Here is a 13376-nt window from a genome sequence, read left to right as displayed (position 1 = left end):
TCCAGTCCGGCAATCTTATGTAGTAAACCTCGGGTCGTTAATCGGAAAACGTATAAAAAGAAATTTAAATAACCTATTCACAATTTCATCTGAGAGCGCTAGCTTACCGGAAAGAAACAAGTTGAATTGCTCTTCAGTCTCTACCATGTGGGCAAAGTTTAAAGGAGTCATACTTAAGATCTCCATTTTCCGTTTAACCGCTTCAAAATTACCAAGTAATGGAAATTTCAGCTTGTTATTCTCGAAATGCTTTATCAAGGGAGCCAAGGCTAATAATTCATCAAATTCCGGAGTATCAGGTTCAGCTTCAAAGATTAAAGCTGCGCTGAGTAATCCTTGTTCATATGCTGATACGGTCTGAAAACCTTCATCCTCAGATATATTAACTTCTGAATTGACGTCTATCGGGTCGTCCTTTATTTCAGGAGCAGCTAAGGCCTCCGTCATATCCGGAACAGGAGCCTGAATTATCTTTGTTATCGACAGCTCTTTCTGTACAGTATCCGGATACCTTTGTAAGATTTCCTTTAATTTGCGATCTATTTCTAATTGAAACTCCTCCTTAGTTCCTACCCATGTGATACAGGAAATTTTCGCTTCATGGTTTATCCGGTTCTGAATAACATAATCGCCAGTACCAACTCCAAATTGCCCAATAGTACAGCTTTGATGAGGTTCTAAAGATTGACCAAGAAACGCTGCTTTTTCCAGATGGTATGGATATTCTTTAAGCCAAACCAGTAATGGAATGCGCGCTTCCGGATATTGCTCAATATATTCCGATATTTTGTTGGTTGCAATTAGACTCATGAGTTTTTCATCGGTTAAAAAATTTCACACGATCATTTCCAGACACCCAACAACCGTCGGATGACCACAATTTCAGCAATATGGTAAGCGTTATGGTCAGCAATCTGAAATGCTTCCCGCAATATATTTTGCCCGGTTCCATACGCAATAGGTTCAAACAGATCCTGTTTATGAATCAATTCAATAAATATTTTTAAATCATCATCAATCTGCGTCAGTGTTTTATTCCAGCTAATTTTGTCTGCCGGAGCTAGTTCTTCAGGCCAATATCCATCAGGCCATTCCGGTGATTTATGATTACCATCTTTACTAAACTCCAACATATCCCATTGGGCAATTCTAATGTGCTCCACCAGCTGCCAGATAGTATAAGGCAAACCATGAGGCCTTTCACCAAGTAGCTCAAAAGGAATGTCTTTTGTCGCATCTTTTAACCCTACATGGGCGCCACCGCCGTTTAATAGCTTTTCAAGTTCTTCAATTAAGGGTTCCATTTTATCCATTTAAACATTCTTTTAATTTAAAAACCAACCTTAGTATTACCAATATAACTAAAGTTTCCCGATCAATTATGCTTTGGTAGCTTAGATTGAAAATTTCAGCTGAGAAATGGCATAAAATTGGCTCTAGGCTTTTAACCTTTTTTATAGAACCTTTTAACTTAAGCTGAATTGTCACACCGCACCTATTTATACAATATCAATACCCCCTCAGTTGCAGAAAATGCCGATACGATGATGATGGAATGGGGTTATGAAATGCCGCTCATGCTACAACCCTTATTAATTGAAGGCGGTTTCATTTCCGGTAATAACTACAACAATTTCATAGCAGGTAGTAATTCCGGTTTATATTACGATGCCAAACCTGGTGTTGAAAACCTAAAGCGCTTTTATAATTTCCTGGAGAATCAGCCTGAACTCATCGAAAATATAGAGAAATTTAAAGCGGCCAGGGACAAATTGTTCAGTTACTTAGATGAACTTGATGGCCGTTATTTCCACCTTGATATGTGGGATGTGTTAAACATGGAGGATAGGTCTCATGCCAAACAGGCAAAGGATTGGCTGGCAACCATCGCGCATAACAATCAGGTAATTACGATGGCGATGGACGCAGAAGACGCCAGTCTGCTTAACTATAAAGTACTTAAAGATGTTACTTCCGCTTTTAATACCTTCTCCAAACTTCTAAATTATGAAGACTATGATTATGGCTGGACCTGTATTTCTCAGCCTGATGAGGAAGAACCCACATTTGAAATATTCGAAGAAAATGAGCTCTGGGGGCTTAAAGGAAAAGATGGCGCCGTATTACTAAATCCTTACTATGATGAATTCTTTAATTTTGGTCCGCAAGACCTGGCGGTAGTCTCAAAAACCGGCAAATATGGTTACCTGAATATTACTGGAAATGTTGCGATTCCATTAACCTGGGATGATGCTTTTGATTTCGAAGAATCGGGGGTCGCGGTGGTGATCTTACAAGGAAAAACAGGGCTGATTAATACAAAGGGCAGCCTGGTTACTGAGTTAATCTATGATGACCTTAAATCTATTGAATATGGAGAGTATTTTAATGCAAAAATAGGGGAACGCTGGGGTATGATCAATGCTTCAGGAAAAATCTGTATTGCTTTTGAACATGAAAATGAAATACAGGCGGGCTATGCTTTTTACCACATAGCGGTAAGCGGTCAGAAAAATCAAAAGATCTTTAATGAATTTTTTAAGTACCTGGGGGAATTTCCTATTTCTGCTATAGAAAACCTGGAAGATGGCTTCCTGTTCATTAAACCTTTTAAAGGAGTCAAAGGCTATTCCATCTATAAAAAGGATGGGATGCTACTAGATAATGGATTTGACCTGGTTGTCCGTAAACCTGCTGGAGAAGGCTTTGCCTATGCTTTCAAAGAGGACAAAATTTACACCGTTAGCGAGACCAATATCAGCCTCAGCGACAAAGCAATTACACTGGAGCATACCGGTGATGATTATGCTTACCATTTTGACTATAAAACCAGAAAAAAGCTCTTAACCTATGGAAAAGGGCAAATAATGACTGATCAACAGATAGATGATCAACTGAGTCATGTGTATACCACATTTGAACTTGCCGAACAAGCTTTTATGAAGGAAGACTATGCCACAGCCATATATTTCTATACCATCGGATCGGAAAAAGGCCATCTTCCTTCCATGAATAATCTGGCCCATATATACTATATCAATAAAGGATTTGAAGATGAGGATAAAGCCTACTTTTGGTATCGGAAGGGAGCTTTAACAGGTAATAAGGATTCGATGAACGGACTGGGCATGTGTTATAAATATGGCATTGGCTGTCAGGTGGATCTCGAAAAGACACTTTACTGGTTACATAAAGCTGCTGAAGCGCAACTGGCTTTGGCCAATAACAACCTTGGAGATATTTATGCTGACGAGGGGTTTCTCCACTTTAACCTGGATAAGGCGCTGGAACACTTTCTGGCAGCTGCAAACCTGGGCGAACCCAAATACAACTGGCTGGGTTATCTGTACGATTTAAAAGAGGAATACGAAAAGGCGCTGGAATATTATCAGTCGGGCGCAAACAAGGGGCATGAAATTGCGACTTACAATCTTGCTGTGCTACACAGTCATGGACTGGGAACTGACAAAAATATAGAAGTAGCGATCGCGTATTTTAAACTTGCAGTAACGCGTGGATACGAGCCTGCACATATAGAACTCGCTAGAATTCACAGGAATGAGGAAGGTTTTAAGGATGAGAACAAGGTAGAAACACATCTAAAAGAAGCCAGAGCCGCAGAACTGGAGATTCCGGAAGACCTGCTGACAAAAAAGAAAGGCTGGTTTGATTTTTAGTTCATTTACGCTTCAGGGCACTACAATGGAAGAGAATCGTTATTTTTCACACTGAAATACCTAGCTTTAGCGTTATATAAAATTTACAAGATTATTAAACGTTTATAAATGGAAGAAAAACCTTCTTTTTGGCAGCGAATAGGGATACAAGATTGGTTTTTAAGCAATAACAACACTGATCCGGTAGCTAAAGCACAGCCACTTACGCCCGATACCGTTTATACCTATATCATTGAAAAATTCAAAGAATCCATTGCGGAACTGTCTTTTGCGGAACGCGTAGTATTCTACCATGAGTATATCATTTGCTTAAACACCGATGATTACCGCGCATTTATGGACAACAAAAACGGTCTTTTCGGATTAATTGCGCAAGAATCTGTCAAGAAGTTTTATGAAATATTGAACGACTATGCCGCTACCGGCAAAAGAGTGGAACCATCCAGTAATAAATGGGTATTTCGCTTTGTTTCGCACCCGGATTACAAATCTGGCGACAAAGGTTTTATTGGTAAATTAATGCCTGATGGCGGTCAGAAGCAAGAAAATCTAAGGGTTACTTTTATACCGAGACAAACTGGAATGGCTCAGACATTTGATGTGAGCAACGATATTCTAAAGGATTTTATATTTTACAGCGAGGGCTATTATGAAATCCCTTATCTGGCCAATCTAACACTTGCTCCTAAAAATGAGGTGGTCCAGGAAAATGTAGTATTGGCAAGATTTGAAACTACCCTACCTGATAAGGCTTATTCCGGACAAAAACTGGAATACCTGATGAAGTCTAATGACATCATTGTTTCAGGAAACGAGGAAAGCAGAGCAGATGCTCATGTTTTCAAGATTCCATCGGAATGGGTGAACTCCCCACACCTGCAAATCAGATACCGTAAAACGGAAGATAAATTCTTTCTTTCTTCTTTTGGGGAGAAGACCATCTTGAATGAAAATCTGGTTGAACGAAGTAATCCGGATGACCCGAAATGGGTAGAACTTCCCGTAAATTCAAGAATCATCCTGAATGGAATTATTGGCATCAATATATTTAAAGCCTAGTATATGTCGCAAATTGGCTCCATAGCATTATTGCTCATCTGTTTGTTTTTACTCATTGCACATTTTGTGTCCATTAAAAATTCGACCCGCAAGAATGATGGATAGCAACTATTTTGGAATAACTGACACTGGAAAAGTACGCAGCAATAACGAGGATACCTTTATTGCTGAAAAAATAGCAGGGACAGACTTTGTGCTGGCCTGCGTAATAGATGGTGTTGGTGGCTATACCGGCGGCGAAGTTGCTGCTGCGATTGCCAGAGAAACGCTGTTAAAGCTGATGGTTCATCCTTCAGGTGATCTCGCACAGTTAATGAAAAACGCGATTACCGAAGCCAATGATCAGATTCTGGCAGCCAAACAGCTGAATAAAACGTATGAAGATATGGCTTGTGTACTCAGCATTGCCATAGCCGATTTAAAAAACAACCAGTTTTATTATGCGCATGTTGGAGATACCCGATTGTATTTGTTGCGCGATAATTCTTTGATAAAAATATCTAAGGATCAGTCTTTCGTTGGTTTTATGGAGGATTCGGGGCGTTTAACCGAGGAACAGGCCATGCAGCACCCTAAACGCAACGAGATCAACAAAGCATTAGGTTTTGCCGGAAATATAGCGGAGCAGGAAGATTATATCGAAACGGGCCAGTCCCCTTTCCTGCCTGGTGATCTGATGCTGCTTTGCAGTGATGGCTTATCAGACATGGTGAATAAAGAAGGCATCACCAATATCCTTTTAAAAGACCTGAGTCTGGGGCAAAAGGGTCAGGCTTTAACCGACCTGGCGAATGCCAATGGCGGTCGGGACAACATCACCGTAGTATTGGTTAAAAATGATAAAGCTTCATTTGTACATGAGGCAACAAAACCAGTTTCTCCAGCTAAGAAAAAGAAGCTAGCAACAGTTGTTTCGGCAGCAAAATATGAGGTCAAGGAAAATGTAGAGCCTGGCGACACGGTAATTCAGGGGGACAGCTTAGTTCCCGAAAACAAGGTCGTTTCCAATCAGGAACAAGATAAAAAACAAGGCAGTAAATTAAATCCTATCCTGTTTGTTATCATTGCCCTGGTACTTGCTGCAATCGCCTGGTTTTTCTGGAAACAAGAAAGCACAGAGATCAATTTAAAGCCGGTTCCTGATTCCATTGCTGTGGAAACCTCACAGGCTTTTAAACTACAGGACACTTTAAACAAACTAAAAGGAAATATATTGATTTTAGATACGGCTGTTTTTAAGTCGCCCATTTTGATTACGGAAGCCATCCGGATTAACAGAGATAGTTTGTACCTAAAGGCCGAAAGCAATCTGGTTATTAAAAGTGATACGAGTTATAAAGGGCAGGCGTTTCTGATTGCTCCTACCAATAAAAGCACTTTACTGGAGAACTTTACTTTCGAGAATTTTGATGATGTGAGTGCTTTACAGAAAAAAGGAGTTTTACTGAAAAATGTGAAATTCATACGGACTGATGGCTCTGTGTTAAAGAAGAAATAACAAAATAATTAAACCAATAGAACTATTCATTAATATGGGCAAACAAGCCGTAATCACCCAAAACAGAAAGGTTGAGCGTATCTTTTTATTGCTCTTTGCCATCGTATTGGGTGCATTATTTGTTACGCTTTATTTTACCCAGCAACAAACATTCACTGAGGTACATCCGCGTTTGGCGGAGGGTACAATTGTGAATTTAAACGATTCTGAGCCCGGTAAACGAATCAAAAAACTCCTGATTAAAGGATATTACTTTGAGGACAAGCAGGACATTAACCTGATTGAATCCATGGTTACTGCACAGTTTTTACGCCATAAGGAGGCGATTGATAATATTGGCGAGCTGAATAAACGCAAGTTCTTTGTTCCTGCGGATATTGCCTTTTCGAATGGTGGAAAGAACTTTAAGGAACGGGTGATTGCCTCGCGCTTATTATTGGGCTTTACCGGCAATGATTCTTTAAAATATAGACAGGAGAAAAAACATCCGCAGCAATTGCCTGCTCAAAAAGATTTTGCCAAAGGCAGGTATGGATTAAGTGGGAAAATTACCGACACTGCAGACCGGCCAGTTGCAGGAGTTTTAGTACGGCTACAAATGATCCTGCCTCAAGACACGGCCTATACCGAAGATGAGGTGGTTGATGATTTCATTGCTTATTTAAGAACGGATGCGAAGGGGGAATATCATTTCCAACATCTACCTGACCATGAAGCCTATGGAGTCTTACCTCTAAAGCCAGGTGCACAGTTTGGAAAGTCGCAGGGCTTGCAGGAGTTAGACCATGATGTTACCCTTAATTTCCGGGAATCTCCTCATAGTATCAGGCTGTTTTCAACGCGTGACTTCAAAATCCTTAAAAAAGAAAAGTCATTGATTGTACGTACGCCGGAAAACTATAACCAATGGTACTGGATTATTGTAGCTTGTTTCTTTACAGGCTTCTTTTTGCTTCATTTTCTGCTACAAGCCAGGTATCCGCAGGCAGATCAATTGATCCTGCCCATCATCATGCTGATGACGGGGCTTTCTTTCTTAACGTTATTAAGTTTACAGGATCCGCTACGTGACCGCTTCCTGGCCCGCGATAGCCTTATTTTTTATGGCTTAGGAATTTTAAGCATTGGCATTATGCTCTCGCTAAACCTACGCAAGTTCAATGTAGATTCCCGTTTGTACCGCATGCTATTGGTGAAAAACGCTTTCAGCAAGGCTAAAGGCTGGCAATGGGCGATTTTGGCTTTATGTTTACTGGCTTTTACCATCGTATTTGGTACTGGTCCGGAAGGTAGTGGCGTAAAGGTGAATTTATTTGGTGTGCAACCCAGCGAGCTGGTAAAATATGCCATCATCCTGTTTCTTGCCGGCTTCTTTGCTTCCAACGAACGATTTATCACCGAATATAGCAGTTGGAAAAAGCGCTGGTTCTTCTTTTCTTTTGCTTTAGTCTCTATACTTGTTGCCATATTCCTGTATTTATTATTGGGCGATCTGGGTCCGGCGATGGTGGTTTGTTTCACCTTTATCATTCTATTCTCTTTTTCACGTGGTGATTTTATGATGATGCTTGCGGCCATTATCATCTATGTTTTTAGTGCATGGTTACTCAATGTCTGGATTGCGACTTTAGTGACCGCCGCATTGGTTTCCCTGATTATGGTGATCAATAAAAAGACCAGCGAATCGGCCATTATGATTGTGGTGGTGATGGCTGCGTTCTTATTGATTGATCAGGTTCCTTATCTGGATAAATTAATTCCAGGCCCTGTAAGCAGGCTTACAGAACGTAAATCGATCTGGCAGGATCCATGGAACAACGAGGTATATGGCGGTGATCAGGTAGCTAATGGCATCTGGGCAATTTCCAGTGGTGGTCTTAGCGGTCAGGGCGTTGGACAGGGTTTCGCCAAAACGATCCCTGAGGCGCATACCGACATGATTTTACCGGCTATCGGGGAAGAATTTGGCCTGGCGGGAATTGCAGGTATATTCATTGTCTTTCTGATATTTTTACACCGGGCGATCCTGATTGGCCGGCAAACCGGCATGCCCTTCCTGTTCTATTTATGTGCGGGGGTGGGGATCAGTTTGTTCGTGCAATTTTTACTCATCGCAGGCGGTTCTACTGGTGCATTGCCTTTATCGGGCGTAGCCCTCCCCTTTATCAGTTATGGTGGCTCCTCTTTGGTAGCCAATATGCTGGCCGCAGGATTTTTACTTTCCGCATCGTTGGTCAAAGGTACAAACGTACAAATGACCTACCTCAGCAAACAGCAGGATAAAAATCTGGTTCCAGCCTTGCTTGCGGCAAGTGTGGCCATCATTTCACTAACCGTTACGGTAGGTAGCTACATCATCCACAATAAAAAATGGGTGGTTCAACCGGCATTAGTAGCCGATAGAAGTGGCTCCAGGATGTTCAGTTACAATCCGAGGATTGCCATTCTGATGAACAAGCTGGCGGCAGGCGATCTGTACGACAGGAATGGCCGTATTCTGGCGACCAGTAATCCCGAGCATATTAAAAAACAACAGCAGGAACTCCGCAATGCGGGGATCAGCTATAACCTGGATTCGGCCGCACACAAGCGGATGGACCGGTACTACCCTTTTGAGGAGCAGTTATTTTTCTGGGTTGGCGATAACAATACCAATGTATTTAATGGCAGCACCAATGGTTATTTTGCCGAATATGAACATGCTGCAGAACTACGGGGATTTAAAACACCAACGGTTTCCTTTAATACCAATGCGCATAAATACCGGGAAAACCGGTTCCTGCCAAGGGGCGTAAAGGAAATGACGGTGAGCAAAAGAGATTATGCTGCCTTAGCGCCGCTTTTGTTATCAGGCATCAACAGCAACGAGGTAGAAGCGTTTAAAAAGCGTAACCGGAATGTGAAACTGACGATAGATGCAGGTTTACAGACTTCCATTCAAAACACCATGGCACAGGATACGGCGATCAGAAACAGCAGGGTGTCGGTTGTCATTATGGAAGATGCTACGGGCGACGTGCTGACTTCAGCAGTTTACCCCCTCCCTCCTCTTAAAAACTGGGATTTACTGAATACAACGACTACAGAACAGAATAAATTAGCCGGATGGTACACCACCACAGATTTGGGTTTCACTACGGCTACCCCACCAGGATCGACGGCCAAAGTGCTGACTGCGATGGCGGCTTTCAACAAACTGGGACCTGAGGCGGCTAAAAAAACATATACCGTAAGCATGGCGGAACGGATCCGGACTAAAGGTATTGAGCCGGATGAAACAGGCCGGATTGACATGGAAAAAGCGGTAGTAAAATCGAACAACGTGTACTTCATTAAAATTGCCAATGAGGAACATTTGCAGGACGAAATGGCCACCTTATATTTAAAAACAGGTATGTTCTTACATGGCGTTGGTGGATATTATTATGGCAGAGATACTTTGAACACCAAACAGGAAGGCAAATGGAGAACCTTTTGGGAGAAAACAGAATTTAATACCAAACCTAAGTATGATCCTGCCCGCATACGCCGGACCAGAGCAAAAGGTATTTCAGGAATGGCCTGGGGACAAGGTGAGCTGATTGCAACGCCTGCGGCCATGGCCAGGATGATTTCCGGTGTATCCAATCATGGAAAGATGGTAGCCAACCGCTATGTGTTAAAAATAAGCGATTCGGCTACTTCCGTTAATCCTGCGGTTAAAATTGCCAATGACCCTGCCTACGCAGATACTATAGGCGGCTATATGCTCAAGCAAAGTGCAAATAAAACCAGTTTACTAGGTTTAAAAGTAGCCGGTAAAACAGGTACTCCGGAAAGGGTTTGGAAAAATGGAAAAATAAACGATGGCTGGTACACTTTTTATGCACCTAAAGCAAACGGGAAGGGAAATATTGTGGTGTGTATCAGAATTGAATCTACCCGTGGCTCTAGCAGGGCTGTGAGACTTGCCGGTCAGCATGTGATACCTGCCCTGTTGAAATTAGGATACCTGAGTAAAGAAATTAACTAAAAAAGAGATTGTATGTTTAATCTATTTAACAAGCGAAAACCAGAGCCATTGCAAGACGTAAAAGCCATCAGAGAGGCCTTTCTTACGGCTATTAAGCAAGAACTTCAAAAGCTTGAAGGTGGTGAAGGGAAACACATTAAAGGCCTTTCGCTAATGATAGCCTGCTTGCCAGCCGAAAGGTATATGTACGAATCTGCTGTTTTTGCGGAAGATGAAGCGCGGTTTAAAAATGAGATCCAACGTATTGTTGACGATTTTGCCATAGATTTACCCGGCGACTGGACTTTGCAGGTTAATTTTGTAGAAGAATTGCCGGCAGATGCCATAAAACTAAACAACATCAATGCAGCGCTTTACATCAGAACGCCGGAACATGTGGTGGTTAAGAAATCCAAAACCGCCTATATCCGTACCTTAAATGGGGATTCGGAGCACGTTCAATATAAGATCAGCGCAGCTGATGGAAAGATCAATATCGGCAGAGCGCCTAAAGTTCAGGCCAGTGATGGTTTTTTCAGGATCAACCACATTGCTTTTCATGATGTGAGCAGCAATGAGGCGAATAAATTTATCAGCAGGCAACATGCACATATAGAATGGGATAACAATACCGGGTCTTTTCTTTTATTTGCCGATGAAGGCGGCATACCTCCCCGGAATAAGGTAAGAATGAGGTCCGTAGGCGACCATACACCAGTAAAATTAAATGTTGCCGAGCTCGGCCATACGCTACAGGAAGGCGATCAGATAATTTTAGGGGAGCTTGCAGTTTTAGAATTTAGCTATATTGATTCAGTAATTGATAATATTGTATAATGAGTAAAGTTTTTACGATAACAGAAGGATTAGAAAATCTGGGTGCCTTAAGTACAGGTGGCCAGGGTTCTGTATATAAGGGTAAACGAGTGGGAACGATCATCACGGCAGTGAAGATTATGCCTACGCCCATACATACAGAAAGTGAGGATGATAAGAACTTCATCAGGTTTAAAAATGAGGTTGAAAAGCTCAAAAAGGTCAATGAGATTCCAAATCCTAATGTGGTAAAAATACTGGGATCTGGCCTTACCGAAAGCGGCTCCTTCCCTTTTATAGAGATGGAATACATTGAAGGGCCAGACCTGGAGAAACTTTTAATGTCTCCCCACCCTCCGATATTTACCATCCATGAGGTCATTAAACTGGCCGAACAACTGGCCAATGCTTTGGCACATTGCCACCGTGTGGGCATTAAACATGGTGATGTAAAGAGTAACAACGTAAAATTCAATACGGAAACCGGTAATTATGTATTGCTGGATTTTGGTTTGGCAATTATGTCTGACGAGCAACGTCGTACGAGTCTGCGCCATGCCGGTGCGGTTGAATTTATGGCTCCGGAACAGCATGATGGCGAGATGTTTTTTCAGACGGATGTATATAGTTATGGCATTATCCTTTATGAACTCCTTGCCGGAACGGTACCTTTCCCACTGATCAATAAGAACGAAAGTTCGCGCAACCAGGTTATGATTTCGCATATGGAGGCTGAGGTTCCGGATCTGCTGACTTTACGTAAAAACCGGTTACCTGAAAGTTGGGATGAGGAGAAAAGAAAAAAAGAAACGAATGTTCCGCAATGGTTGTTGCAGATCATTGGAAAATGTTTAGAAAAACGTCCTGAAAACAGGTATGCCAATGGGGCTGTTTTACAAGAAGCCATTATGCATAGAGGCAGTGATACTGTAGTTCCTGTTGCAGCAACGCCGGAAAAACCAGCTTCTTTCTATCAGACCGCAGTGCCAGAAGTAACACCGAAACCAGATCAGGTCGTCTTGTCGAAGTCTGTTTACACTTTAATGATTTTATCTATCGTGTTGTTAGCGATGCTTTCCACCTACGGTCTTTTCATGAAGAATGATGGTTCTGCGAAGCAAGAGCTTCCAATTGACACGACAAAGGTGGCGACAGTTGACACGACTAGTACTGTAATGCATGATGAGCCAGATACCACGGTAACAATTCAACCGGTGGCCATTGATACGGCTGCACAGCAGGTTGAAATTGATAGCCTGAAAAAAGAATATGAAGCACAGATGGCTGCCGCAGCAAAACGCGCAGAAGCGGAAGCTAAGGCAAAAGACAATGTTCCTGTGATTGTGAGCGAGGGTAAAAAATACCAACTGCCTAAAGGGACGATTTATTTTTATGAAGCAGCAAGTGCCACGTCGCAAAAAAATGGCGTACTGGGTTTATGGAACAATGCAAAGTTTAACGTCATTGAGGAAGATAAAGGCTTTATTTATGTAACGCATACGGCTAAAGACGGGCAGGTTACCAAAGGCTGGTTAAATAAAAATGACCTAAAAGAAGTTAAAGAATAAAATAGGAAATCGCAGCGGATAGGCAAAGGGTTAAGTCGTATGTTTGGTTCATACGATTTAACCCCTTGTCGATTAACGCCATAGTTCAAAATCTCCATTCTGAATAACAACAGAGTCCATCAGGTTTTTTGGATTGTATAAAACACCATTCAATTTTCCGCCAACAACTGGAACGATGTCCCCATTTGGCCGTTCATACTTTGTGATTTCCAGGACGAATGGCTTCCTAAAACTGCTGGTTGTGTACTCCACTTCATTATCCATGCCTGGATTTTTCACCAGATAAATAAACGTACCGAAGTCTGTTTCGTATGGATCATCAACATTAATTTGGTATTGTTTCTTTTTAATATCATAAATCTGAAATTTCAAATGCGATTCCTTAGTTGTATTTAATAATGCTTTAGGTAATTTAACGTTTACCACATAAACCTCAAGCTGCTTTCCAATAGCGATGTCCACTCCCGTCCAGGATGCCTGAAGTTGAGATCTGTCGTCGTCCTTCAAAGCATTACTAACATTCATCGTCTGACTACCAAGGTTGGCCTTAAAATACTGAATAAAGGCTTTCTTTTCTTCCTGCTGTACCTCTTCCTTTGTACAGGAAGAAAGGCTGAATCCGATCGTTAAACACAGGATCACACTTAAACATCTGTTTCTTTTATTGCTATTCATATTAATTTTTATTTAACATCAGACCTAAAAAAAGACCAAATGCTTTCCGCAAGATACCAAACACCCTGTTAAGGAAATTAATAATCTAAAAT

The 13376-nt window shown here is 41.7% G+C and carries 9 protein-coding genes; 6 read left to right on the top strand and 3 right to left on the bottom strand.

The window, feature by feature from the left end; all coding sequences use genetic code 11:
* Nucleotides 1–15 precede the first annotated feature (15 nt).
* Together R2Q66_RS23455 and R2Q66_RS23450 are read right to left on the bottom strand one after the other, a co-directional pair.
* Nucleotides 16–810: a hypothetical protein gene (locus R2Q66_RS23455; RefSeq protein ID WP_316753818.1), complete on the bottom strand. Its 795-nt coding sequence runs from the start codon at nucleotides 808–810 to the stop codon at nucleotides 16–18.
* 32 nt (nucleotides 811–842) lie between these two features.
* On the bottom strand, nucleotides 843–1304 hold the full coding sequence (locus R2Q66_RS23450; RefSeq protein WP_316753816.1) for a DinB family protein: 462 nt from the start codon (nucleotides 1302–1304) through the stop codon (nucleotides 843–845).
* A 177-nt stretch (nucleotides 1305–1481) separates the two neighbouring features.
* Here R2Q66_RS23450 and R2Q66_RS23445 point away from each other — a divergent pair, with 177 nt between their 5' ends.
* The 6 genes from R2Q66_RS23445 to R2Q66_RS23420 all read left to right on the top strand — a co-directional run bounded on the left by R2Q66_RS23445 (nucleotide 1482) and on the right by R2Q66_RS23420 (nucleotide 12609).
* Entirely contained in the window at nucleotides 1482–3677 is a 2196-nt protein-coding gene (locus tag R2Q66_RS23445; RefSeq protein ID WP_316753814.1) for an SEL1-like repeat protein, read from the top strand.
* Between the two features lie 108 nt (nucleotides 3678–3785).
* Entirely contained in the window at nucleotides 3786–4736 is a 951-nt protein-coding gene (locus tag R2Q66_RS23440) for a hypothetical protein (RefSeq protein ID WP_316753810.1), read from the top strand.
* A gap of 94 nt (nucleotides 4737–4830) precedes the next feature.
* Nucleotides 4831–6234: a PP2C family protein-serine/threonine phosphatase gene (locus R2Q66_RS23435; protein WP_316753809.1), complete on the top strand. Its 1404-nt coding sequence runs from the start codon at nucleotides 4831–4833 to the stop codon at nucleotides 6232–6234.
* A 34-nt stretch (nucleotides 6235–6268) separates the two neighbouring features.
* Complete coding sequence (locus tag R2Q66_RS23430; protein WP_316753806.1) at nucleotides 6269–10246, top strand: FtsW/RodA/SpoVE family cell cycle protein; 3978 nt, start codon at nucleotides 6269–6271, stop codon at nucleotides 10244–10246.
* A gap of 12 nt (nucleotides 10247–10258) precedes the next feature.
* Nucleotides 10259–11062, top strand: coding sequence for an FHA domain-containing protein (locus tag R2Q66_RS23425; protein WP_316753804.1), 804 nt, complete (start codon nucleotides 10259–10261; stop codon nucleotides 11060–11062).
* Nucleotides 11062–12609 (top strand): serine/threonine-protein kinase, encoded by a 1548-nt coding sequence (locus R2Q66_RS23420; protein ID WP_316753802.1) that lies wholly within the window; start codon nucleotides 11062–11064, stop codon nucleotides 12607–12609. The genes R2Q66_RS23425 and R2Q66_RS23420 overlap by 1 nt, the downstream gene beginning before the upstream one ends.
* A gap of 72 nt (nucleotides 12610–12681) precedes the next feature.
* On the opposite strand, the gene R2Q66_RS23415 is transcribed toward R2Q66_RS23420, so the two are convergent.
* Nucleotides 12682–13284: a DUF5025 domain-containing protein gene (locus tag R2Q66_RS23415; protein WP_316753800.1), complete on the bottom strand. Its 603-nt coding sequence runs from the start codon at nucleotides 13282–13284 to the stop codon at nucleotides 12682–12684.
* Between the last annotated feature and the right edge of the window lie 92 nt (nucleotides 13285–13376).

This window comes from Pedobacter gandavensis (assembly GCF_032677645.1).
Lineage (GTDB): Bacteria > Bacteroidota > Bacteroidia > Sphingobacteriales > Sphingobacteriaceae > Pedobacter > Pedobacter gandavensis_A.
Note: the sequence above shows the minus strand (reverse complement) of the source record. Positions and strands in the feature narration are given on the sequence as shown.

What these genes read in the sequence shown, in the direction of transcription:
- R2Q66_RS23455 (WP_316753818.1), bottom strand. Translation starts at nt 810, where the DNA reads ATGAGTCTAATTGCAACCAACAAAATATCGGAATATATTGAGCAATAT.
- R2Q66_RS23450 (WP_316753816.1), bottom strand. Translation starts at nt 1,304, where the DNA reads ATGGAACCCTTAATTGAAGAACTTGAAAAGCTATTAAACGGCGGTGGC.
- R2Q66_RS23440 (WP_316753810.1), top strand. Translation starts at nt 3,786, where the DNA reads ATGGAAGAAAAACCTTCTTTTTGGCAGCGAATAGGGATACAAGATTGG.
- R2Q66_RS23435 (WP_316753809.1), top strand. Translation starts at nt 4,831, where the DNA reads ATGATGGATAGCAACTATTTTGGAATAACTGACACTGGAAAAGTACGC.
- R2Q66_RS23430 (WP_316753806.1), top strand. Translation starts at nt 6,269, where the DNA reads ATGGGCAAACAAGCCGTAATCACCCAAAACAGAAAGGTTGAGCGTATC.
- R2Q66_RS23425 (WP_316753804.1), top strand. Translation starts at nt 10,259, where the DNA reads ATGTTTAATCTATTTAACAAGCGAAAACCAGAGCCATTGCAAGACGTA.
- R2Q66_RS23420 (WP_316753802.1), top strand. Translation starts at nt 11,062, where the DNA reads ATGAGTAAAGTTTTTACGATAACAGAAGGATTAGAAAATCTGGGTGCC.
- R2Q66_RS23415 (WP_316753800.1), bottom strand. Translation starts at nt 13,284, where the DNA reads ATGAATAGCAATAAAAGAAACAGATGTTTAAGTGTGATCCTGTGTTTA.